This is a genomic window from Aureimonas sp. SK2 (assembly GCF_029813115.1).
GTDB lineage: Bacteria > Pseudomonadota > Alphaproteobacteria > Rhizobiales > Rhizobiaceae > Aureimonas.
This window is the reverse complement of the sequence record NZ_JAPZDS010000011.1, coordinates 1-22,328: the sequence shown is the minus strand read 5'-3', so window position 1 is coordinate 22,328 and position 22,328 is coordinate 1. Positions and strand designations below refer to the sequence as shown.

18 protein-coding genes and 2 pseudogenes are annotated in these 22,328 nt (G+C 63.9%); 6 read left to right on the top strand and 14 right to left on the bottom strand.

The window, feature by feature from the left end:
• Positions 1-132: 132 nt before the first annotated feature.
• On the top strand, positions 133-1,581 hold the full coding sequence (locus O5O54_RS14545) for a PLP-dependent aminotransferase family protein (RefSeq protein ID WP_279482530.1): 1,449 nt from the start codon (positions 133-135) through the stop codon (positions 1,579-1,581).
• Here O5O54_RS14545 and O5O54_RS14540 read toward each other — a convergent pair.
• The 3 genes from O5O54_RS14540 to O5O54_RS14530 form a co-directional block, all read right to left on the bottom strand.
• Complete coding sequence (locus O5O54_RS14540) at positions 1,503-3,644, bottom strand: bifunctional diguanylate cyclase/phosphodiesterase (RefSeq protein WP_279482529.1); 2,142 nt, start codon at positions 3,642-3,644, stop codon at positions 1,503-1,505. The genes O5O54_RS14545 and O5O54_RS14540 overlap by 79 nt on opposite strands.
• 140 nt (positions 3,645-3,784) lie before the next feature.
• On the bottom strand, positions 3,785-5,221 hold the full coding sequence (locus O5O54_RS14535) for an NAD(P)(+) transhydrogenase (Re/Si-specific) subunit beta (RefSeq protein ID WP_279482528.1): 1,437 nt from the start codon (positions 5,219-5,221) through the stop codon (positions 3,785-3,787).
• Positions 5,222-5,234: 13 nt separating this feature from the next.
• Positions 5,235-6,803: a Re/Si-specific NAD(P)(+) transhydrogenase subunit alpha gene (locus tag O5O54_RS14530; RefSeq protein WP_279482527.1), complete on the bottom strand. Its 1,569-nt coding sequence runs from the start codon at positions 6,801-6,803 to the stop codon at positions 5,235-5,237.
• Between the two features lie 822 nt (positions 6,804-7,625).
• On the opposite strand from O5O54_RS14530, the gene O5O54_RS14525 reads away from it, so the two are divergent.
• The gene (locus O5O54_RS14525) at positions 7,626-8,378 is read left to right on the top strand and encodes a sugar transferase (RefSeq protein WP_279482526.1); all 753 of its coding nucleotides are present in this window, start codon (positions 7,626-7,628) and stop codon (positions 8,376-8,378) included.
• A 69-nt stretch (positions 8,379-8,447) separates the two neighbouring features.
• Here the strand turns inward: O5O54_RS14525 and O5O54_RS14520 are convergent, their stop codons facing one another.
• A complete protein-coding gene (locus O5O54_RS14520; RefSeq protein WP_279482524.1) occupies positions 8,448-8,705 on the bottom strand; it encodes a hypothetical protein in 258 nt (85 codons plus the stop codon).
• Positions 8,672-9,706 (bottom strand): annotated as a pseudogene (locus tag O5O54_RS14515) (endo-1,4-beta-xylanase); the annotation flags it as partial. The gene O5O54_RS14520 and the pseudogene O5O54_RS14515, both read right to left, overlap by 34 nt.
• 498 nt (positions 9,707-10,204) lie before the next feature.
• On the opposite strand from O5O54_RS14515, the gene O5O54_RS22465 reads away from it, so the two are divergent.
• The 3 genes from O5O54_RS22465 (at position 10,205) to fdhA (ending at position 13,731) form a co-directional block, all read left to right on the top strand.
• Entirely contained in the window at positions 10,205-10,672 is a 468-nt protein-coding gene (locus tag O5O54_RS22465) for an NUDIX domain-containing protein (RefSeq protein ID WP_407061713.1), read from the top strand.
• Between the two features lie 124 nt (positions 10,673-10,796).
• The gene (locus O5O54_RS14510) at positions 10,797-11,963 is read left to right on the top strand and encodes a nucleotide sugar dehydrogenase (protein WP_279482523.1); all 1,167 of its coding nucleotides are present in this window, start codon (positions 10,797-10,799) and stop codon (positions 11,961-11,963) included.
• Positions 11,964-12,546: 583 nt separating this feature from the next.
• Positions 12,547-13,731: a formaldehyde dehydrogenase, glutathione-independent gene (fdhA, locus tag O5O54_RS14505; RefSeq protein WP_279482522.1), complete on the top strand. Its 1,185-nt coding sequence runs from the start codon at positions 12,547-12,549 to the stop codon at positions 13,729-13,731.
• A gap of 78 nt (positions 13,732-13,809) precedes the next feature.
• On the opposite strand, the gene O5O54_RS14500 is transcribed toward fdhA, so the two are convergent.
• From O5O54_RS14500 to O5O54_RS14470, 7 genes are all read right to left on the bottom strand, one after another.
• Positions 13,810-14,454 (bottom strand): DUF922 domain-containing protein, encoded by a 645-nt coding sequence (locus O5O54_RS14500; RefSeq protein ID WP_279482665.1) that lies wholly within the window; start codon positions 14,452-14,454, stop codon positions 13,810-13,812.
• Positions 14,455-14,684: 230 nt separating this feature from the next.
• Positions 14,685-14,837, bottom strand: coding sequence for a DUF2934 domain-containing protein (locus tag O5O54_RS14495; protein ID WP_279482521.1), 153 nt, complete (start codon positions 14,835-14,837; stop codon positions 14,685-14,687).
• A 341-nt stretch (positions 14,838-15,178) separates the two neighbouring features.
• Entirely contained in the window at positions 15,179-16,579 is a 1,401-nt protein-coding gene (gene hydA / locus O5O54_RS14490) for a dihydropyrimidinase (protein ID WP_279482520.1), read from the bottom strand.
• Positions 16,576-17,793 carry a cysteine desulfurase-like protein gene (locus tag O5O54_RS14485; RefSeq protein WP_279482519.1) on the bottom strand — a complete coding sequence of 406 codons (1,218 nt, stop codon included), beginning with the start codon at positions 17,791-17,793 and terminating at the stop codon, positions 16,576-16,578. The genes hydA and O5O54_RS14485 overlap by 4 nt, the downstream gene beginning before the upstream one ends.
• 44 nt (positions 17,794-17,837) lie before the next feature.
• Complete coding sequence (locus O5O54_RS14480) at positions 17,838-18,590, bottom strand: amino acid ABC transporter ATP-binding protein (protein ID WP_279482518.1); 753 nt, start codon at positions 18,588-18,590, stop codon at positions 17,838-17,840.
• A 1-nt stretch (position 18,591) separates the two neighbouring features.
• Positions 18,592-19,266 carry an amino acid ABC transporter permease gene (locus O5O54_RS14475; RefSeq protein WP_279482517.1) on the bottom strand — a complete coding sequence of 225 codons (675 nt, stop codon included), beginning with the start codon at positions 19,264-19,266 and terminating at the stop codon, positions 18,592-18,594.
• 75 nt (positions 19,267-19,341) lie between these two features.
• A complete protein-coding gene (locus tag O5O54_RS14470; RefSeq protein WP_279482516.1) occupies positions 19,342-20,127 on the bottom strand; it encodes a transporter substrate-binding domain-containing protein in 786 nt (261 codons plus the stop codon).
• A 230-nt stretch (positions 20,128-20,357) separates the two neighbouring features.
• Between O5O54_RS14470 and O5O54_RS14465 the strand changes: the two genes are divergently transcribed.
• Positions 20,358-20,699, top strand: a complete 342-nt coding sequence (locus O5O54_RS14465) for a nuclear transport factor 2 family protein (protein WP_279482664.1) — start codon at positions 20,358-20,360, stop codon at positions 20,697-20,699.
• Between the two features lie 6 nt (positions 20,700-20,705).
• Here O5O54_RS14465 and O5O54_RS14460 read toward each other — a convergent pair whose 3' ends face one another.
• Entirely contained in the window at positions 20,706-21,461 is a 756-nt protein-coding gene (locus tag O5O54_RS14460; RefSeq protein WP_279482515.1) for a GntR family transcriptional regulator, read from the bottom strand.
• A 240-nt stretch (positions 21,462-21,701) separates the two neighbouring features.
• Positions 21,702-22,014 (bottom strand): annotated as a pseudogene (locus O5O54_RS14455) (transposase); the annotation flags it as partial.
• Positions 22,015-22,328 lie beyond the last annotated feature (314 nt).

Below are 22,328 nucleotides of genomic sequence, written 5' to 3'. Positions count from 1 at the left end.
TCCGCTCACGGTCCGCCTCCCTGGTTTCGGGGAAAGGGATATCCCGGCATGCCTGGTCCGGCCAGAAACGGTGCGATACAGTTTGGGCAAACCGTATGGGCTCAGCAAACCATACGATCGGAGGCGGAGCGCATGGCGGAGACGCGCACGAATGCGGTGATGGCGGCGATCCGGGAGCGGGTCGCAGCGCGCGCGCTCGTCGCCGGCGACAAGCTGCCCTCGATCCGGGGCTTGGCACGGACGCTCGGCGTCTCCCCCTCTACCGTGGTCGAAGCCTACGAGCGGCTCGGCGCGGAAGGGCTGGTCCGGGCGCGGCCGGGCTCGGGCGTCTATGTCGCACGCTCGGCCGCGCCCCTTTCGGTGGCACCATTGAAGAGCCGTTCGGAGCGCGCGATCGATCCGTTCTGGGTGTCGCGCCAGTCGCTCGACGCCGATGCGGCCGTCCCTTCGCCCGGTTGCGGATGGCTGCCGGCGGACTGGCTGCCGACCGAGACGATCCGCCGCGCGATGCGCAAGGCCTCACGCGGGGCCGACGCGCTCCTGACGGACTACGGACCCGCACGCGGCTCGCCGGCCTTACGCGAACTCATCGCGCGAAGGGCTCAAGCGGACGGCCTCGACATCGGGCCGGAGGCCGTTCTCCTCACAGGCTCGGGCACCCAGGGGCTCGACCTCGTCTGCCGCCTTCTGCTGCGGCCGGGCGACACCGTGCTTGTTGACGACCCTTGCTACTTCAATTTCCGGGCGCTTCTGGCCGCGCACCGTGTCAGCGTCGTCGGCGTTCCCATGACGCCGGCCGGACCGGACCCGCAGCGCTTCGCATCCATCGCCGCCGACCATCGGCCGCGCCTCTACGTGACCAACGCTGCGATCCACAATCCGACGGGCGCCCGCCTTTCCCCTGCCGTGGCGCACCGGATCCTGGCATCGGCAGCAGAGCACGACATGACGATCGTCGAGGACGAGATCTTCGCCGACTTCGAGCCGGAACCCTCCGCACGCCTGGCCGCGCTCGACGGTCTCGCGCGCGTCCTGCGCATCGGTTCGTTTTCCAAGACCCTGTCCGCCTCGGTGCGCTGCGGCTACATCGCCGCCCGGCCGGACTGGATCGAGGGCCTGATCGACCTCCAGATCGCCACGAGCTTTTCGGCCGTCAGCCCTCTGGCGGCCGAGATCGTGCTCGGCGTCTTGGCGGACGGCGGCTATCGCCGGCACATGGACACGCTGCGTCGGCGCCTGGCGCGCAGCCGCCGCGACGTGGGTGCGCGGCTGGAAGGGCTCGGCTTCCGCCCGTGGACGGCGCCGCGCGGCGGCTTCAACCTCTGGTGCGAACTGCCCGAAGGGCTCGAAGCGGCCGCCCTTGCGCGGGCGGCACATGCGCAGGGCTTGGTCCTCGCGCCCGGCGACGTGTTCAGCCCGTCGGGCAGCGCAAGTCGCTTCATGCGCTTCAATGCGGCGCAGATGGAGAGCGGGCACGTCTGGGACGCGATGTCTCGCCTGATTCAGCCCGCGACCCGCCAGCCCGACATCGCCTCGAGCGGCAGCGCCTGGAACATCGCGGCCGGCACCGGCCGGCTGTAGAGATAGCCCTGGCCGACATGGCAGCCCTGGTCACGCATCAAGGCATGCTGCGCGGGCGTCTCGATGCCTTCGGCAGTCACCGTGATGCCGAGCCCTTCCGCCATCTGGACCAGCGCCCGGGTGATCGCCTGGTCCTTGTCGCTGACGTCGCGCCCGCTGACGAAGGACCGGTCGATCTTGATCTTGGTCACGGGGTAATGGCGCAGCATGCTCAGGGAGGCGTAGCCGGTGCCGAAATCGTCGAAGGCGAGACCGACACCGAGGTCGCGCAGGCGCTTCAACTGCCGGAGGATGCGCTCGTCCGTCTGGAGAATCGTGTTCTCGGTGATCTCGATCTCCAGCCCGTCGGGCGACAGGCCGTTGCGCTCCAAGGCGCGCGCCACTTCGCCCACGATGTCACCCGACTTGAACTGGAGGGCGAAGAGGTTCACGGCGACGCGAATGTCGGGAAAGGCGGTGCGGCGCCATTCGGCCGCCTGCCGGCAGGCCTCGCCGATGATCCAGTCGCCGACCGACACGGCCAGCGTGTCGGTTTCGAGGAGCGGCAGGAAGGCGGCCGGCGAGATGACGCCGCGGCTGGGATGGTTCCAGCGCAGGAGCGCCTCCGCTCCGCAGACACGGGCGTCCTCCAGAAAAAGCTGCGGCTGGTAGTAGAGCTCGAACTGATCCTGCGCCCAGGCCGTGGTGAGTTCGGTCCGCGCCAGCCCCTTCTCCACGAGGCGATGGCGCAGGTCCGGCGTAAAGAGCTGGGTGCGTCCCCGCCCGTCGCGTTTGGCCTTGTAGAGCGCCAGATCCGCGTCGCCGAGCAGCGTCTCGGCGGTGCAGCCGTCGTAGGAACAGGCGATGCCGACGCTCGCGCTGATGCTCACGAGATTGCCGTCGGCGGGGATCGTCTCCTCGATCGCGTTGATCAGCGTCTCGCCCAGCCAGTCGCCTTCCAGCGGGTTCGCCGTATCCTCGAGCAGCACGACGAACTCGTCGCCGCCCAGGCGCGCGATGAAATGGGCGGCATGGACGTTCGAGCGGAGCCGACGGGCGACTTCGGCCAGGACGAGATCGCCCGCCTGATGGCCGAGCGTGTCGTTGACGTCCTTGAAGCCGTCGAGATCCACAAGCAGCGCCGTGGCACGCCGGCCGGACCGAAGGACCTGCTCGAGGCGGTGGTCGAGGCAGGCGCGGTTGGACAGGCCGGTGAGGTGGTCCAACATGGCCGCGACGCGCAGGTTCTCTTCGAGCCGTTGCCGCTCGCTGATGTCGCGCATGATCGCGCCGAAGCGACGCTGGCTGCCCTCCATCCACTGCGACAGGGACAGCTCCACCGGCACGCTGCTTCCGTCCTTGCGCAGCGCCTGGAGGTCGATCGCCCGGCCGATGAGCCTGGTCGGGCCATCGTCCGCCACGCGCTTCATGCCGGCGCGGTGCCCCTGCCGCATCGCGGGCGGGATGATGAGGTCGAGCGACCGCCCGACCGCCTCCTCGGCCGTGTAGCCGAACAGGCGCTCGGCGCCGACGTTCCATGCCAGGATGATGTTGTGGGCATCGGCCGCCACGATCGCATCGGGCGACGACTGGGCGATGCCCTCGAAGCTGACGTCCGCCCGGGCCGTCGAGCGCTGGACGAGTTCGATGCGCCGGACGGCTTCGATCTGCTGGGCAAGGAAAGCGACGATCTCGCGCATCGTCCGCCGCTCGACCGCGCCGAGCCGGCCGCGCCGGGCGGAATAGAAGACGCTGTAGCAACCGGCCAGGGAGCCGTCGAAAAGCCGGATCGGCACATGCGCGCCGAGAAGCGGCCGGGCGCGTTCGCCGGCATCGGCGGGTCGGAAGAGGACGCCCCGTTCCCCTCGAAGCTCGGGCAGAAGCTCTGTGGCGGAGCCGCCTTTCAGCCTTGCCCGACCGGCGGACTCGATCAGCTGGAGCTGTTCGCCTTCGAGGACGTAAACCTCGACCCGGGACGCCTGGAAGACGCGCCGTCCGAACGTCGTGCTGCGGGACAAAAGACCACGGCTCGAAGCGGCAAGCCGCTCGAAGAGCCCGGGGATCGTAGCGAGTTTGTCTTCCATGGTCTCCGACACGCGCTGATCGACGCGAACGCCAGAGACCCTAGCCGAGGACATCTAAAAATTGATTTTATGAAACCAGAGGTTCTGTCGAACGTCGGAGAGTCGCACGCGCGGCTCTCCGGCCTTTTGCAGGGACGGCGTCAGCCGATCTGCTTGAGCAGGTCGTCGAGCGACTTCTTGGCGTCGCCGTAGAACATGCGCGTGTTCTCCTTGTAGAAGAGCGGGTTCTCGATGCCGGAATAGCCGGTGCCCTGCCCGCGCTTCGACACGATGACGCGCCGCGCCTTCCAGACCTCGATCACCGGCATGCCGGCGATGGGCGAGTTCGGGTCCTCCTCGGCCGCCGGATTGACGATGTCGTTGGCGCCGATGACGATCGCCACATCCGTCGAGGGGAAATCCTCGTTGATCTCGTCCATTTCGAGAACGATGTCGTAAGGCACCTTGGCTTCGGCAAGGAGCACGTTCATGTGGCCCGGCAGACGGCCGGCGACCGGGTGGATCGCGAAGCGCACGGTCTTGCCTTTGGCGCGAAGGCGGCGCGTCAGCTCCGAGATCGAGCCTTGCGCCTGAGCCACCGCGAGGCCGTAGCCCGGAACGATCACGACCGAATCCGCCTCGTCCAGCGCCTGCGCGACGCCGTCGGTGTCGATCGCGACCTGCTCGCCCGTGATCTCCTGCGCCGGCCCGCTCGTGCCGCCCCAGCCGCCGAGGATGACGGAGACGAAGTTCCGGTTCATCGCGCGGCACATGATGTAGGAGAGGATCGCGCCCGACGAGCCGACGAGCGCGCCCGTGACGATCAGGAGATCGTTGCCGAGCGTGAAGCCGATGGCGGCGGCCGCCCAGCCCGAATACGAGTTCAGCATCGAGACGACGACGGGCATGTCCGCCCCGCCGATCGCCATGATCAGGTGCCAGCCGAGCGCGCCGGCGAGGATCGCGACGAGGATCAGCGTCCAGAGACCGGCCCCGTTGAAGTACAGAAGACCGAGCAGAAGCGCGACCACGACGCCCGCGAGGTTGATCGCGTGGCGATTGGGAAGGACCAGCGCCTTGGAGTCGAGGCGGCCGGACAGCTTGCCATAGGCGACGACGGAACCGGTGAAGGTGACTGCGCCGATGAAGACGCCGAGGAACACCTCGACGCGCATGATGGCAAGTTCCACCGGGGTCTTGGTGGCGAGCGTCGCGGCAAAGCCGGTTAGGAGATCGCCCCGGCCCTCGGCCAGCGCATGGGCGACATGGGCCGCTTCCAAATCGGCGTTGAAACCGATGAATACGGCGGCCAGACCCACGAAGGAGTGCAGTGCCGCGACGAGCTCGGGCATCTGCGTCATCTGCACCCGGCCGGCGAGCCAGCCGCCGATCAGACCGCCGATGACGATCAGGGGCACGATCAGCCAGAGCGCACCGACGGCGGGGCCGGTGATCGTGGCGAAGACGGCCAGCGCCATGCCGACGATGCCGTACCAGACGGCGCGCTTGGCGCTTTCCTGGTTGGACAGACCGCCGAGCGAGAGGATGAAGAGGATGGAGGCGACGATATAGGACGCGCCGACGAGACCTTGGCTCATGGAATCGCCTTCCTCAGCTCTTCTGGAACATCTTGAGCATCCGGCGCGTCACCATGAACCCGCCGAAGATGTTGACCGACGCCATCAGGATGGCGAGGCCGGCGAGGAACGAGACCAGCCAGCCGGATGTGCCGACCTGAAGCAGCGCGCCGAGGATGATGATCGAGGACACCGCGTTGGTCACGGCCATCAGGGGCGTATGGAGCGCGTGGCTGACGTTCCAGATGACGTGGTATCCGACGAAGCAGGACAGCGCGAAGACCACGAAGTGCTGAAGGAAGCTCGGCGGCGCCGTCAGGCCGATCAGCATGAGGAGGATCGCGCCGCCCGCCAAGAGCATGACCTGACGCTGGCCGCTCTTCTTGGTGTCGAGCGCCTCGCGCGCCGCCTTCTCGGCCCCCGTCTCCTCGACGGCCTTCTTCGGTGCCTGCTTGGCGATGGCCTGGATCTTAGGTGGCGGGGGCGGCCAGGTGATCGCGCCCTCATGCGTGACGGTCGCGCCGCGGATGACGTCATCCTCCATGTTGACCACCGGCACGCCGTCCTTCTTCGGCGTCAGGTCGTCCATCATGTGTCTGACGTTGGTGGCGTAGAGCGTCGAGGCCTGCGTCGCCATACGGCTGGGATAGTCGGTGTAGCCGACGATCCGCACGCCGTTCGCGGTCTCCACGATGTCGTCGGGCACGGTGAGATCGCAGTTGCCGCCGCGCTCGGCGGCAAGGTCCACAACGACCGAGCCCGGCTTCATCAGGGCGACCATGTCTTCCAGCCAGAGCTTGGGCGCGTCGCGGCCGGGGATCAGCGCCGTCGTGATGACGATGTCGACCTCGGGCGCTTGGGCCCGGAAGAGCTCGAGCTGCTTGGCGCGGAACTCCGGCGAGGACGGAGCGGCGTAGCCGCCCGTCGCCGCACCGTCGGCGGCCTCGTTGAAGTCGAGGAACAGGAACTCGGCGCCCATCGACTGGATCTGCTCGGCGACCTCGGGGCGCACGTCGAAGGCGCGCACCTGGGCGCCCAGCGACTGTGCCGTGCCGATGGCGGCGAGACCCGCGACGCCCGCGCCGATGACGAGGACGCGCGCCGGCGGCACCTTGCCGGCGGCCGTGATCTGGCCGGTGAAGAAGCGGCCGAACTGGTTGCCCGCCTCGATCACCGCGCGGTAGCCCGCGATGTTGGCCATGGAGGACAGCGCATCCATCTTCTGGGCGCGGCTGATGCGCGGCACCATGTCCATCGCAAGAACCGTCGCACCCTTGGCACGCAGTTCTTCCAGGAGATCGGCGTTCTGTGCGGGATAGAGAAACGAGATCAGGATCTGGCCGGCGCGGACCAGCGCCACCTCGTCGGCCTCCGGCGGGCGGACCTTGGCGACGATGTCGGCTTCCCCCCAAAGCGCGGCGGCGTCGGGCACGACGCGCGCGCCGACCGCTTCAAAGGCCGCGTCGGAGAAGCGTGCGGCGTCGCCCGCCCCGGCTTCCACCAGGCACTCGTAGCCGAGCTTCTGCAGACGGCCCACGCTTTCCGGCGTCAGCGCCACGCGCCGCTCGCCCGCAAAGCGTTCCTTGGGAACTCCGAACTTCATGTGTCTCCTCCCAGTGCTGGCGGGACTATTGCCGCTTCTTACCGCGATGCACCAGCGATTCCTCGCCGCAGGCCGGCATGGACCGACCGTTTTCGCCTCCGCACCATTTGGCGGAGGCGCGAAGGGCCGCGGCGGGGACGCGATCCGTCGCCCCCTGCGAGGATCGACGGGCCTTGCCGCACGGGGCGTCAAAGGCTGAGGGCGCCACGGATTGCGCTTCGCTACCCACGTGCCGGTGGGGCTGGCTCTCACCTGCGCCTCCCACGAAGCTACCCCGCACCCGAGACCAGAGGATTTACTGATTAACCATTCAACGATGTCAGTTGAGCTTATAAAAACGATCGTGCAGCTTCTTGATGCCGGTTCCAGCCTCCGGCCGGTTCTTCACACCGGCCGGCTCCCCCGGATATCCGGTCAACCACCTGATCCCGTAAGACTATTCTGCCCAGGCGTACGCTCTTCCTTCGCCGCCGCACCTCCATAGACAGGCGGGATGAAACGGTTAGCGCTTCGTTAAATGCCGATTGTACGACTTCAACATTTGTTCTATGACAGTCGAAGGATGGGGTGCTCGCAGTTGAGATCACACATTCTCCGCCTTGTCGCTCTGAAAGGTGGATCGATGCGTCGTGTCGCAAGCATCGTCCTCGCGGTCCATGATCGAGCATCCGTCGAATGTGGGCAGCGACATCTATACCCATCACGATGCGGAGCGCTTCGCCGATCGGCGATCGCCCACCGTGAGAACGAGCAGGTCCAACGATAGACATTCGGATCGCGACGGTTCGGCGGCGCATTCCCTTCAACGCGCGGAGAGATCTGGTGAGCGTGGTGAGCGACGAGTTCGTGCTGGCCGGCGAAGCGACGCAATGCCCTCAGCCCGGCACGGCACCGGTCACGCAACGGCCGCCCGCCGCCCTCCTTTCGTGCAGCTATGACGGCGCCGCCGACGGCTCGGCTCGGTGGAACCTGTCGTTCAAGCGGATCTTCGATGTCGTCCTGTCCCTCGCGCTGATCCTCTTTCTCCTGCCGGTCTTCCTTCTTCTGGCCGCCGCGATCCTGATCGAGGACGGGCGGCCCTTTCTCTACCGACACAGGCGGGTCGGCCGGAACGGTCGGGAATTCGACTGCCTGAAGATCCGAAGCATGGTGAAGGATGCCGACGCCCGGCTACAGGCGCTGATCCGGCAGTCCGGCGAGCATCGGCGCGAGTGGGAGGAGACGCAGAAGCTGCGCGAGGATCCTCGGATCCTCGCCGTCGGCCACGTCATCCGCAAGCTGAGCCTGGACGAGCTTCCGCAGCTCTTCAACGTGCTGCGCGGAGACATGAGCCTCGTCGGGCCGCGCCCCATCGTCCGGCAGGAGGTCGCTCGCTACGGCGAGGCGATCGAGCATTACCTCGCCGTGCGTCCCGGCATCACTGGCCTCTGGCAGGTCAGCGGTCGCAGCGGCACGAGCTATGCCGAGCGCGTCGCCATGGACGTCGCCTATGTCCGCACCCGCAGACCCTCCACCGACCTGCGCATCCTCCTGCGCACCGTCGTGGTGGTCGCGAGCGCGCGGGACAGCTACTGAGAACCGCCGGCCCGGTCGGCGCGCGGCCCCTCCCTCGGCATCCGGGCATCCGGCGAAGGAGGCCGGGCCTCAGGTCCTGAACGAGACGTCGTCGACGAAGGCAGTGCTTCCGCGGCCCGGATTTCCGGTCGTCAGGAGAACGGCCAGCGCATAGCAGTCCTCCGGCACGGTGAAGCGCGTTTCCGGGTAGTCGTCCTCGTAGGCCACGTTCGGCGGCGCGAGATACTCGCGCGTCCCCAGCGACTGCGACACGCCGACATGCATGGAGGTCGTGTCCAGCGGCCGGTTCAGGTTCAGCCGGAGGACCAGTCCGGGCTCGGCCTCCACGACCTGCACCAGCCGGGCGGCGCCACCGGTCGACGTGCCCCTCGCCTTGCCCGCGACCCATTGGAAGTCCGGATCCTCGATGCCGAAGCCGCTGAGGTTGCTGCTGAACGTCCCGTTGTCGATGCGCTCGCGGTCGGGATCGAGCGAAAAGTCGGTCGCGGCCTTCCGCCCCTCGAAGGCTCCGCGATCGCCGCCACCACCTGGGGCTTGGGCTGGAAGTCGGCGTCGAAGGCGCACGGCCTTTCGCCGCTGTCCTGCGTGTCCGCCAGGTTTCGCTTCCAGGAATTGTCGGCGTCCGAAAGCGTCCACAGCGTCACGCCGTCGGTGACATAGGGCAAGGCCGCCTGGAGCAACGCCGAGTGGTGCCATGCGACTAGTCTCGTATAGCGCTCGTCGTCGTAGTCGCCGATGAACTGGCCAGGGTCCTCGGAGGACCGTGCGTCGAGTTCGCCCAGGCGCAGCCGGAGGCCGAGCCCGCGGATCGCCTTCAGATAGTCCACGAACCGCCCGTCGACCGTTCCGCGCCGGAAGATGCAGTGGCACTGGAGGGTCACCCCGTCCATGTCCACCCCCTCCCCGACCGCCCGTTTGAGATGCCCCAGGAACTGGTACCGGGCCATCTGGTGATACCCGCTGTTCCCGACCTCCTCCGTGTTGTTCATGCAGACGAAGAGACCGGCCTTCGGCCAGCGGTGCCTGGCTTCGCGGAAGCAGAACCGCCAGAACTCCAGGAGGGAACCGAAGGGCCAGCTGATGGCATGGGCGATCCAGCCGCGATTCTCGAACTCCCCGGCCACATCCTCGTTCACGACGTCGATTGAACCTGCGAAATCCGCAGGCAGGGCAGCCGCCGCCGTGTCGAGAAGCTTGCGGATGAACGTCTTGGCCGTGTCGAGGTCGCCGGCCTCCAGCGCCTCCCTGGCACCGGACACCTTGGTCTCGATATGCAGGGCGTAGACGGGACAATGGACGTGGACAGCCTTGCCGTCCTCCTTGGCGCGGTCGAGGAAATGGACGGCTTATTACAGCATTATTCTAGCCAGTCGACCCTATAGCATCTACTTGTTTCCCATTATCGAAAAAAAACACATCGAAATACCATTCCCGATGCAATGATATTGCCTGCACCCTATGATTTTTTAAAACAATCTGACGGAACATTTGAGTTCGAACGGCATTTCGATCGCCGCAGTTGAGTTGACAGCCAGCCATCCAATCTTCAAGATGCTGCAGTGCACAGTTGTTTCCGGACAAACGTGCAAGGCTCGCTCGGCTTGCGGAAAGTATCCGAGCGAGCCACCTCGTCATTCGCAATTTTAGATGCCAGTCAGAAGACCAATTGCCAAGAGAAGCCAGATTATCCATGAGACCAAAAGTCCGTTTGCTAGACCTTCGCTGGCCGCGTTAGGCGTTCCGCACTCGTCAGAAATTTGCAGATTATCTCTGAGCACCGTCCATAACCTCAATCGTGCAGATCCGCATCAAATCCGGCTTAAAAGATGATCGACGCGCTATTTCGCATAACATACTTCCTCGGATATAGATGCGCAAGAGTGGTCTGGCGGTTTACCTCCCCTCGGATCAATGGCGCACTAGTAGCAGTTTGGCATGATGGCCGGGTTCTTCTTGTACGAAATTCCTATCGTACAGAATGGACGCTCCCAGGGGGAGGCGTCGACGCGAACGAAGATGCACTTCAGGCAGCAGCCAGAGAAGCAAAAGAAGAGCTAAGCTTAGAGATTTCCGAGGATGCACTCATCCCCGGGGGGGCGATGGAGATGATATACCACCACCGCCGCGATCATGTAACATTTTTCCATACTATTTTTGAGAAACTCCCAATAATCTCGATTGACAACCGAGAAATAACAGCAACTCGCATGGAGAGCCCCTGCGATGCTCTCAAACTAAACCTAACCCCCCACGTCCGTCGATTTCTAGAAAACCATTCATTAAATTCCCAGTAATTCAATTCCCCTTGTTTTAAATCTTCCGTACGACATTTTTATTTGTCATAATAGTGTAAATTTTTCCAATTAGCCTTGCCTGATGTGTCAGCACTAATGTTGACGCCTATGATTGAGGCGGTCCATGAAGATTTCTGTTGCTGGGCTGGGGTATGTCGGAGTCTCGAACGCTGTCCTGCTTGCCCGGAATCACCTCGTCTATGCTTACGATCCTGATTGCAGCCGTATTGAAGCGATCAGACGAGGCATCTCACCCATCATCGACAACGAAGTAGGAGCGTATCTGCAGTCAGATAAACTCCAATTGCATGTTACTTCGAATCCTCATGAGGCCTACCGGGATTCGGATTACGTCATTATCGCGACACCGACTAACTACGATCCAAAAACGAACAGCTTCGACACGAGTCTCGTTGAAGCCGCTATTACAGATGTCCTAGCTGCGTCCCCATCCGCGTGTATCGTCATCAGATCGACGGTTCCAGTTGGGTACACCCTCAAGGTTCGCGAGCAGTTTGGTGTCGATAGCATCATATTCTCTCCTGAATTCCTCCGAGAGGGGCACGCTCTTTATGACTGTCTCTATCCGTCTCGTATCGTAATCGGGGATCGATCAGCCAGAGCACGGCGATTTTCCGATATACTTAGATCGGCAGCCCTGCGCAACGACATAGAAGCCATCCATACGGGATCATCTGAAGCAGAAGCCATTAAACTATTTTCAAATACTTATTTAGCAATGAGAATAGCGTATTTCAACGAGTTAGACTCTTATGCATCAATGCACGAATTAAATCCCTTAGAAGTAATAAGCGGCGTGTGCCTCGACCCTAGAATTGGCTCATTCTACAATAATCCTTCTTTTGGATACGGTGGCTATTGTCTCCCAAAAGACACGCAACAACTTCTAGCGAACTATCGCGACGTCCCGCAAAATATCATCAAGGCGGTCGTCGAATCCAACAGGACACGAAAGGAGTTTATCGCCGAATGCATTCTGCGCAAAAAACCCAAAACTGTCGGCATTTACCGCTTATCTATGAAATTGGGCTCGGATAATTTCAGAGAATCCTCTGTAATTGATGTTATGGAATACATAAAAAAAAGGGGTGTGGAAGTTATATTATATGAACCAAATTTAGTATCTGAAGAATTTTTAGGGTCTTTAGTCATTTCAGATATTGAATATTTCAAGAATAGATCATGCTTGATCGTTGCAAACAGAATATCTGATGATATTTCGGACAAAAAAGAAAAGATATATTCTAGAGATATATTTGGCATAGATTAAATACCAGTTTCTTGACGAGAGCATGTCGCCGCCTGATTGCTGCTCTGGGTTAATCTATGTGGCCGCATGAGTTTTCCTCGTTTGTGAAAGTTGGCCTCCATCACAGATGGCCATCTAGGATCCGATTCTTGTTGCGATCGCAGTGCGCTTTCTCTGGAGAGGCGATGACATGGAGGCGAAGCTCAATGGAGCCGGTGTGGGAGAATCGGCAGCGAATCCGTTCGGGTGTAGCCGCGCAGCAGCAAGTTTGCTCGCGTTTGTGGGGGTCGCGAAATCCTTCTCGCCATTAACCAGCTTTCAACATCGCCTGCCTCGGGGTAGCCCTCCGGTTCGCATCATGCATTTCGAGCTCTTTCGCGCCCTGCTGCCAAACGCTCCCGTCGCAATCTCTCCCCGAGTGCCGAGTCTCCTTGCATCCCCGGCGTAGCTTCCCCTCGTCTCGAAAATCCTGCGACGGCAGCGCACTTATTCTGGACAGCGAGTGCCATGAGGGCGAAGCTCGAAGGCGCCTATCTGGGAGGATCGGCGATCAATCGGGCCGAGTGCATTCCGCTCGGCGGGCGAATCCAGGGAGGAAGTCTCGATGAGCAGCAACCGCGGAGTGGTCTACCTCGAACCCGGCAAGGTCGAGGTCCGAAACATCGACGACGCCAAACTCGCCGCACCCGACGGCCGGCGCATCGAGCACGGTGTCATCCTTAAGGTCATTTCCACCAATATCTGCGGATCGGACCAGCATATGGTGCGCGGCCGCACGACCGCCGAGCCGGGCCTCGTCCTCGGGCACGAGATCACCGGCGAGGTGATCGAAAAGGGCATCGACGTCGAGATGCTGGAGATCGGCGATATCGTCTCCGTGCCCTTCAACGTGGCCTGCGGACGCTGTCGCTGCTGTAAGGCGCAGGACACCGGCGTCTGCCTCACCGTCAACCCGGCGCGTGCCGGCGGGGCCTACGGCTATGTCGATATGGGCGGCTGGATCGGCGGGCAGGCGCGCTATGTCACCGTGCCCTATGCGGACTTCAACCTACTGAAGTTCCCCGATCGCGATCGCGCCATGAGCAAGATCCGCGACCTCACCATGCTGTCCGACATCCTGCCGACCGGCTTCCACGGAGCCGTCAAGGCGGGGGTCGGCGTCGGCTCCGTGGCCTATGTGGCCGGCGCAGGGCCGGTGGGTCTCGCGGCTGCGGCGTCGGCGCGCATCCTCGGCGCGGCGGTGGTCATGATCGGCGACTTCAACAAGGACCGTCTGGCCCACGCGGCCAAGATGGGCTTCGAACCGATCGACCTGTCCCGCCACGATAATCTCGGCGAGATGATCGCGCAGGTGACCGGCTCCAACGAGGTCGATGCCGCGATCGACGCCGTGGGCTTCGAGGCACGCGGCCATTCCGGCGGCGAGCAGCCGGCGATCGTCCTCAACCAGATGATGGAGATCACCCGCGCGGCCGGCTCCATCGGCATTCCCGGCCTCTACGTGACCGAGGATCCCGGTGCTGTCGACAGCGCGGCCAAGCAGGGCAGCCTGTCGCTCCGGTTCGGCCTCGGCTGGGCTAAGGCGCAATCCTTCCATACCGGCCAGACCCCGGTTCTGAAGTACAACCGCCAGCTCATGCAGGCTATCCTGCACGACCGCCTGCCGATCGCCGACATCGTCAACGCCAAGATCATCCCGCTCGACGATGCGGCCGAGGGCTACGAGACCTTCGACCAGGGCGCCGCCGTCAAGTTCGTGCTCGACCCGCACGGCGCGCTGGCCGCCTGATCGAAATGATGCGACCTCGGGCGGCCGCCGCCCGAGGTCGAGGCCCGGCATCGTCCACGCCGGCGGTTCGTCTCGTTCTCACCGCCGCTGGCGCTCGGCTTGCGCCATGAGACGCGCTAGGCGCCGCTTCTCGCTTTCATCGAAGGCCAGTTGCGCCCTTTCGTGCGCCGGCATCGCTCTGCGGATCAATGCGATCCCGACTGCCTCCAGGCGCGCGCAGGACGGTTGCGGCGGAATCGCGAGAAAGGCTTGTTCGAGGGCTTTGGCAAAAGCCTCCGCGATCTTCACATGCGCTTCCTCATGCGCGCGCGCATAGGCCGCGAACCCCTTCCAGTTTCGCTGGAGGGCCGCATCCCGGCTGCGCGCCGCCTCCCGCCAACGCGGCAGCGTCAAGTCTGCATTGACGCGGAACCGAGCCCGGCGGAAGCGGCATCCACCGTCGCCGACCGCGGTTTCCAATGTCACAGGCCGGAAGCTGATCCCCGCCATCGCGACGGCCTTCCCGTTTTGCGGGCCCTTCCGACGGATGCCGCGTTCAAGATCGCGGGCGGTTGCGCCGGTCACATCGTAGTAGCGCGTCGAGACCTGGGACGTCGTCGTGCAGGCTCCAGCGAGCAGACCGACGACGATGAGGATAGCAAGGGTCGTCGTTCGCCGAAGCCGGCCGTCCCGCTTCGCTCGGATTTCGCAACGCGGTCCTTGCCCTGTCCCGATCTCGATCATGCTCAAGGGGAGCGCCTCAGCTCAAGGAGGGATGAGATCCAGATTGCCGACGACGATCGACCGTCAAGCGCCCGTTTCCCGTTGCGTCACGATGCCGAAGCGCCGGACGCACGACTAAACTGCAGGAAAAGGATGCCAGACCCCTTTTCCGATGGATCAGCGTTTTGCGCGGAACGCCCACGAAGCCGAGTGCGGCTCCGTGAGGTCTTACTCGTGTTGGGCGACCTGGATCACCGCGCGACGATGCGGTCGGGCTTCCGCTCGGCGTGATGCTCGCCCTCGATTTCCGTCGACGCCTTGGCCCAGAACTCGTGCTCGCGGCCCCAGGGGCGCCCGGCGCCTTCCCAGAGAAAGAAGGCGCGATCGCGAACGCGCTTCGTCATGTCTTCGAGGCATCCGGTGGAAATGGAGCAGGCTGCTCCGGCAAGGGACGTTTCGCTCATCGCGGTCTCGGTTTCGATTGCGTCTCGAAAACTTGGCATCAGCTCCATGACCTGAGCGATCGAAGTCCTCGAATATTCAGGGCGATAGATTGCCCTGAATGCGCGCGTGTCGAGAGTCGCCTTGGGGGATGACTGCGAATTTGTGATGGTCATCCTGTCGGCCAACGCATGAAAGTTCGTTGCCGCCTAGAGAGCATTCACATGCGGGCATCCGTCAGGGGTTGGCAGCGAAAATGCGGAGCGGCGCCCTCGGTCCAACGATGAGGCGGCAAGAAGCGCCGTCAGATCGCCGGCGCAGAGCGCGACCGGTAGCGTCCGTCTCCCTTGGCGCCCACCAGCGCCCCGTCCCGGACCATGACTTTGCCGCCGAGGACCACCGTGGTCGGCCAGCCCTGGACCTCGAGCCCCTCGTAAGGGCTGTAGTCGGCGCCGTCGTGAAGGTCGGCATGGCGAATGGTGCGGCGCTCGGTCGGGTCCCAGATCGCGATGTCGGCGTCCATGCCGACGGCGATCCGACCCTTGCGCTCCAGGCCATAGACCTTGGCGTGGTTCGTGGCCGTCAGCGCCACGAAGCGCGAAAGGTCGATCCGCCTCTTCATCACCCCTTCCGAGAAGAGGATCGGCAGCCGCGTCTCGACGCCGGGAATGCCGTTCGGGATGTGACGGAAGCTCGTCTTGCCTTTCGGGTTCAGCTTGCCGGCGGGATCGTCGTAGCGGAACGGGCAATGGTCGGACGAGAAGAGATCGAAGACGCCGGTCTCCAGCCCGTTCCAGCACGCGTCCTGGCTCGCCGTGTCGCGCGGCGGCGGCGAGCAGACGAACTTCGCCCCCTCCCAGTCCATGCCGTCGAGATCGTCGGCTGTGAGCATCAGGTATTGCGGGCAGGTCTCGCCGATGACCTTGCGGCCCCGCGCGCGCGCCGCGCGGATCTCGTCGATCGCCGGCCCGTTCGAGACATGGACGATGACCACCGGTACGTCCACCACCTCGGCGAGCGACAAGGCACGGTGCGTCGCCTCGCGTTCCACCACGATCGGCCGCGTCGTCGCGTGCGCGCTCGGGGCGACGTCGCCCTCGGCCTCGTGCCGGCCAATGAGGTAGCGGATCGCGTCCTCGTTCTCGCAGTGGACCATGACTAGGGCCCCGGTTCGCCGGGCGACGTCCATGGTCTCCAGGATCTGCGCATCGTTCAACCGCAGGCCCTCGTAGGTCATGAAGACCTTGAACGAAGTGTAGCCGTCGACCACCAGCGCCGGCAGTTCCTGACCGAGGACCGACGCGGTCGGGTCCGAGACGATCATATGGAAGGAATGGTCGGTGTAGCAGTTGCCTTGCGCCAGCGCGTGGTAGGCCGTCAGCGCCTCGCGCAGCGACTGGCCCTTCTCCTGCAGGCAGAAGGGCAGGACGCACGTGTTGCCGCCGAACAGCGCCGAGCGCGTGCCGCTCTCGAAGTCGTCGGCCATGACGATCCCCTCGCCCGACGGCTGCGAGAGGTGGACATGGCTGTCGATGCCGCCGGGCAGCACGAAGCGCCCCGTGGCGTCGATCTCCTCGCGTCCTTCCGTCAGCCTCTCCCCGATCTGGACGATCCGCCCGTCGCGGATGCCGACATCGGCGAGGAAGGTGTCGGATGCGGTGGCCACCGTCCCGCCGCGGATCACGAGGTCGAAGCCTCCGCTCACAGCGCGGGCTCCAGCGCGGCTACGAGGCGATCGACTTCTTCAATCGTGTTGTAGTGGACCATGGAAACGCGCACGGCACCGTCGGTTTTCGTCAGCCCGTGCTCTTCAACGATGCGCTTGGCGTAGAAGTCGCCGTAGCGGATACCGATCTTCGCCTGATCTACCGCTTCCACCACCTCCCTCGAGCTTTTCTCGCCCACGGTGAAGGAGACCGTGGAGACGCGGTCCGCGATAGCTGTTGAGGACCGGCCGATGACGCGTACGGAATTGCGGCTTCGAAGGAAATCCATCAAGCGCTCGGTCACCGCCCGCTCCTGCTCAGCGATGGCGGCAAAGCCGGCCTCGATCGCGGGACGGCCATCGCCGACCCCGGCGCGAGATCCCAGCTCCTCGACATAGTCCACCGCGCCGATCGAGCCCCAGGCGCATTCGTAGTTGATGTTGCCGGGCTCCAGCTTGTGGGGCACGCGGGCCTTGTCGAAGAAGTAGTGGTAGATGTTGTCGAGGGCGAGGAGCTTGTCACGCTTGCCGAACATCACCGCATGATGCGGCCCGAACACCTTGTAGACGCTGAAGATGTAGTAATCGACACCGAGCGCCTTCACGTCGATCGCGCGGTGCGGGGCATAGGCGACGGCGTCGACACAGAGCTCGGCCCCGCCGGAATGCGCGATATCGGCGATCTCAGGGATCGGGTTGATCGTGCCGAGGATGTTGGATGCATGGGTCACGCAGACGAGCTTGGTGCGCTCGTTCATCAGGCCCTTCAGGTCCTCGAGGTCGAGCTCGAAGGTTTCGGGGTCGCAGCGCCACCAGCGAATCTGCACGCCCCGCGCCTGGTGTTTGAGCCAGGGGCCGATATTGGCCTCGTGATCCGTGTTGGTGAGGATGATCTCGTCGCCGGGCTGGAGGCGACCGGTCATGGCCTCCGAGAGGAAGCGGATCAGGATCGTGGTGGACGGCCCCTCGACGATCTCGCCGGGTTCGCAGTTCATGAAGCGGGCGAAGGCCTCGCGCGACTGCGACACCCGCGCGGTCGAGATGCGGCTCGGCTCGTAGCTCGCGCCGGTCTGGACGTTGGTGGTGAGGAGATAGTCGGATACCCGCTCGGCCACACGGCGCAGAACCTGGCTGCCGCCGGCATTGTCCATGAAGGTCCACTCGCCCTGAAGCGCGGGAAACTGGGCGCGGACGTAATCGAGATCGAGGGTCATGCCTAAGCCTTGCCGGCGCGTCTCTCCCCGCGCCTGTCTGGAGATCAATGGTTGAGGACCGCGTCGAGAAAGGCGCGGGCGCGCTCGTTGCGTGTCGAGGTGAAGAAAACGTCCGGCGTCGAGACCTCCCGGATCTCCCCGTCCTCCATGAAGACGATCCGATCGGCGACCTGGCGCGCGAAGCCCATCTCGTGGGTGACGAGGACGAGCGTGACGCCCGAATGGGCAAGGCCCTTAATGACGTCGAGCACCTCTCCGACCATCTCGGGATCGAGTGCCGAGGTCGGCTCGTCGAAGAGAAGAATGCGAGGCTCCATGGCGAGCGCGCGTGCAATGCCTACGCGCTGCTGCTGGCCACCCGAGAGCTGGCCGGGAAACTTGCCGGCCTGTGCCCCGATGCCGACGCGGTCGAGGAGCCCCTGCGCCTTGGCGCGGCTTGCATCCCAGGACCGCTTCTTCACCCGCACCGGGCCGAGCGCCACGTTGTCGAGCACCGAAAGGTTTGGGAACAGGTTGAAGGCCTGGAATACCATGCCGGTCTGCTGGCGGACCTTCAGGAGGTTGCGCCCCCGCTCGACCCGTACGCCGCCGACGAAGACATCGCCCGCGTCGTATTCCTCCAGATGGTTGATGCAGCGGATCAGCGTCGACTTGCCCGAGCCGGACGGTCCGAGCAGCACCACGACCTCGCCCGCCGCGACATCCAGATCGACGCCCTTCAAAGCCGTAAACTGGCCGTAACGCTTCTGGACGCCACGCATGCGGATGATGGGTTCGGATATGGGGGACGGCGCCATGTCAGCGGGCCTCCCGCGCCGAATAGCGCGTCTCGAAGCGGGCCACGAGGCGCACGAGCGGCAGGAGAAGGACGAGATAGAGGAGCGCGGCACCGATCAGCGGCGTAGGGTTCGCTGCGAGCGCCTGTGCTTGGGTCGCTTGCTTCAGGAGGTCGGGCAGCGCCACGACGGAGGCGAGCGCCGTGTCCTTCATCACGTTGATCGAATTGTTGGTGAGCGGCGGTATGACGATCCGCACCGCTTGCGGGAGAACCACATCGCGCATCACGTCGAAGGCCGTGAGGCCGATCGACTGCGCCGCCTCGAACTGGCCCCGGGGGATAGCCTCGATGCCGGCCCGGTAGATCTCCGCCGTATAGGCTGCCGAGACGGTGGTGAGGGCGAGGCAAGCGGAAGCGAAGGGCGAAAGGCGGATGCCGATGAAGGGAAAGGCGTAGTAAACGATGACGAGCCAGACGAGCACAGGCAGCGCCCGAAAGACGTCGATGTAAGCGATGGCGATCCAGCGCACGGGACGGGGCCCATACAGGCGAACCAGCGCCAGGGCCAGTCCGGCGACAAGGCCGAGCAAGATCGACAGGCCTCCGAGCAGGATAGTACGCCACAGTCCTTGAAGGAGCTGCGGCATCGAGCGCCAAAGAACGTCAACGTTGAAGAAGGTTGTGACGATGTCCATGCCGAGCCCTGCGATTGGGAGATTCCGGGCGCGGCGCTGGTGGCGCCGCACCCGTCCCTCGTCTGCTTCCGGCCGTCAGAGCTTCGGCGCGTCGAGCACCTTGACCGTCGAGGTCGAGGCATCAGGCTTGGAGCCGAACCATTTCTCGTGAAGTTGGGCGAGGAACCCATCGTTCTTCATGTCGGTGATCGCCTTGGTGGCTTCGGCGGCAAGTGGCGAGTCCTTGGCAAACATGATCGAATACTGTTCGCCCGTCGGAATGCGCTCGACCACGGCGTAATCCGGCTTGTCCTTGATGTAGTAGGCCACCGCCGGAATGTCGGAAATGTAACCGTCGATGCGTCCGGCAGCCATGTCGAGCATGGCCGGCGACAGGCCTTCGAAGCGGCGGATTTCGGAAAGGCCAAGATCCTTCTCGTGCTGGGTCGCGTAGATATCGCCGGTCGAACCGGTGTCGACACCCACGACCTTCCCGCTCAGGCCCGCCAGCCCGGTGATGCCGGAGCTCTTCAGCACCGAAAGCGACTGGTCGCTGTCGTAGTATGGTTGAGCGAAGGAGACCGATTCCAGTCGCTTCTTGGTGATGGTGATGGAGGAAACCGCCGCGTCGATGCGGCCGGACTGGACCGCGGAAAACAGGCCGTTGAACGGAATGTTCTCGAACTGCACGTCGTCGTAGCCCATGCGCTTGGCGGCTTCGCGCACCAGTTCGACTTCGAAGCCGACGATCTCGCCCTTCTCGTCCTGGAACTCCCAAGGGACATTGCCGACATTGGCGCCGACGGTCAGCGACTTGGCGCTGGCGGGCGCGGCGAAGGCCAGAAGGGCTGCGGCCACGGCGGCCAGTTTGAAGCGTGTCATGTCGGCTCCTAGGGGATCGGTTCAGGACGAATTCGCTGACGCACGGAGGGCGCGAGAGCATCTGCACAAAAAACGTTCACAGACTCCCATTGCATCCCACCGGTCAATGGTATGGATTGCATGAAGTTTTGAAAAGGGGGAAAAGCGATTTGACCGACGAATTGCATACAGGATTATCCGACGTCGCCCGGCAGGGTGTGGAAACGGTCCGCGATTATCTCGAAGCCTCGATGGTGCCCGACCCGGACCGCGCTGCGAGCTACATGGCGCCCGGCTGCACGATCACCTTCACCGGCGGACGGGTCTTCGGCCATCCGCGTGGCCCCACCTCCGTGAATGCCGACCGATACAAGTGGGTCAAGAAGCGCATGCTGCGGTTCGATGTAGCCATGGCACCGGACGTGACGGTCGTCTATTCGATCGGCCATCTCTACGGCGAATGGCCGGATGGCACACCGTTCGATGGCAACCGCTACGTCGATCGCTTCGAAGTGGTGGACGGACGCCTTACCCGCATGGATGTCTGGAACGACAGCGCGGAATGGATTCTCGACCCTTCGCTGCGTCGCTGATCTGCGTCAGTTGCCGGCGCGCTGCTTTCGCCGCCGCCGCGGGGCCGTTGGCTCGAACTCGGCATAGGGAGCCAGAATGTCCATGAGATCGCCCCGCGCTTCCGGCGCCTTGAGGAGGGCACGTTGGGCGACCTGATCGAGATGATGAGCCATCAGTTCCCCTGCCCGCTCCACGTCGCCAGTCTCCAGTGCCTTGAGCACCTCGCGGTGCTCGGAGACGGCACATTCCGACGAGTGCGGACGGCCGAACGCGGCAAGGGAGAGACAGGAGCGATAAGCGGTTTCGCGCACGTAGCGCGACAGTGTGGGACGCCCCGTCATCTCGGCGAGGCGAACGTGGAATTCGGTCGCCAGCCGCAGCGACGCTGCCTCGGACCCGCCCCTGGCATCTTCCTCGGCATCGACATGCGCGCTCAGTTCCGCAAGCTGGCGTGAAGACAAGCGCCCGGCCAGCCTTCGGACGACAAGGCGCTCGAGTTCGATACGAATGTCGAACTCGTCACGCGCATCTTCGAACGACGGCGTCGCCACCACGGCGATGCGGTTGCGGCGCAGTTCCACGAGACCTTCGGATGCCAGCTGCCCAAGGGCATGCCGCGCCAAAGTGCGACTGACGCCGAACCGCTCGCCCAACTGATCTTCCGGCAGCTTGTCGCCCGGCGCCAATGCGCGCTCGAGGATCGCCCGCCGGATGGCGCGGCAGATCGCCGAGGCGCGATCCGTCACAACCGCCCTGTCGTCTTCGATCGCATCGCCCGTCACGCCCGACTCCCTTCTCGGTTCGCCTCGCGAGTAACACCCTCTTTGGTGCAGAGAAAGCGTCATAAGGTCAGAGACAACCTCGCACACACGCCTCAATGCATACAGAAATCATCATTTTCTGCATGCGATACAGGAAAAAGGGATGCCCGTTCATACGAATGAGATTTGTGCCTTTTTGGCTGAAGCGCGATCTGCCGAAAGATCGATGGCTCGCACGGCCTCGTCTAGGGCCTGTTGGCGCTTGATCCCATCGAGCGCGGCTGCGAGGCAGAGGACGCCGAGGAAACTAACGGCGGTCTTCTCGTGGCGTGTGGCGATGGCGCACCACTCCTTCAGCCGAGCCCACAGGCGCTCGACCTTGTTGCAATTGTTGTAGATTCACTCCGGGCAGGCGACAGGCGCTTCGTGGTGAAGCGGCGGAGGCAGACCGGGCACCCATGTCCCGGATGTGCTGGCGGAAGGCATGGCTGGTGTAGACGCGGTCGGTCACGCCCCACTTCGGGATGCCCGGCAGATGGGCCAGAAGCGAAACGGCGTGCGGCAGTTCGTGGGGCCGTGCTTCTGAAAGAACCGACCCGCGAGCGTTGCGACCGACATCGACAAGGCTTGGGCAAGTCGGCAGCGGCTGGCCTCGCGACACCGAACCCTCGTCACCAGATCGCAGTTTCTATGAGTGATGCGGTCAGACGCCTGGGCGACGGCTGCGTCGAAGAGGTCATGTCTGCCGTGGAAGTTGCTACGGACGCCCAGAACGACAAGACTCGCCGAACGAGCGCGCTGGTCGACTTCGAGGCGCGGGCGTCCAGAAGATATTTCGATGTTTCTCTCCCATAGGTGCACAGTTGGCGGCAGTTCCCTTCATGCATC

What these genes read in the sequence shown, in the direction of transcription:
- O5O54_RS14545 (WP_279482530.1), top strand. Translation starts at nt 133, where the DNA reads ATGGCGGAGACGCGCACGAATGCGGTGATGGCGGCGATCCGGGAGCGG.
- O5O54_RS14535 (WP_279482528.1), bottom strand. Translation starts at nt 5,221, where the DNA reads ATGAGCCAAGGTCTCGTCGGCGCGTCCTATATCGTCGCCTCCATCCTC.
- O5O54_RS14470 (WP_279482516.1), bottom strand. Translation starts at nt 20,127, where the DNA reads ATGACACGCTTCAAACTGGCCGCCGTGGCCGCAGCCCTTCTGGCCTTC.
- O5O54_RS14480 (WP_279482518.1), bottom strand. Translation starts at nt 18,590, where the DNA reads ATGGCGCCGTCCCCCATATCCGAACCCATCATCCGCATGCGTGGCGTC.
- O5O54_RS14500 (WP_279482665.1), bottom strand. Translation starts at nt 14,454, where the DNA reads ATGATCGAGATCGGGACAGGGCAAGGACCGCGTTGCGAAATCCGAGCG.
- fdhA (WP_279482522.1), top strand. Translation starts at nt 12,547, where the DNA reads ATGAGCAGCAACCGCGGAGTGGTCTACCTCGAACCCGGCAAGGTCGAG.
- O5O54_RS14530 (WP_279482527.1), bottom strand. Translation starts at nt 6,803, where the DNA reads ATGAAGTTCGGAGTTCCCAAGGAACGCTTTGCGGGCGAGCGGCGCGTG.
- O5O54_RS14465 (WP_279482664.1), top strand. Translation starts at nt 20,358, where the DNA reads ATGGTGCCCGACCCGGACCGCGCTGCGAGCTACATGGCGCCCGGCTGC.
- O5O54_RS14485 (WP_279482519.1), bottom strand. Translation starts at nt 17,793, where the DNA reads ATGACCCTCGATCTCGATTACGTCCGCGCCCAGTTTCCCGCGCTTCAG.
- O5O54_RS14495 (WP_279482521.1), bottom strand. Translation starts at nt 14,837, where the DNA reads ATGACGAAGCGCGTTCGCGATCGCGCCTTCTTTCTCTGGGAAGGCGCC.
- O5O54_RS14540 (WP_279482529.1), bottom strand. Translation starts at nt 3,644, where the DNA reads ATGGAAGACAAACTCGCTACGATCCCCGGGCTCTTCGAGCGGCTTGCC.
- O5O54_RS22465 (WP_407061713.1), top strand. Translation starts at nt 10,205, where the DNA reads ATGATCGACGCGCTATTTCGCATAACATACTTCCTCGGATATAGATGC.
- O5O54_RS14475 (WP_279482517.1), bottom strand. Translation starts at nt 19,266, where the DNA reads ATGGACATCGTCACAACCTTCTTCAACGTTGACGTTCTTTGGCGCTCG.
- O5O54_RS14510 (WP_279482523.1), top strand. Translation starts at nt 10,797, where the DNA reads ATGAAGATTTCTGTTGCTGGGCTGGGGTATGTCGGAGTCTCGAACGCT.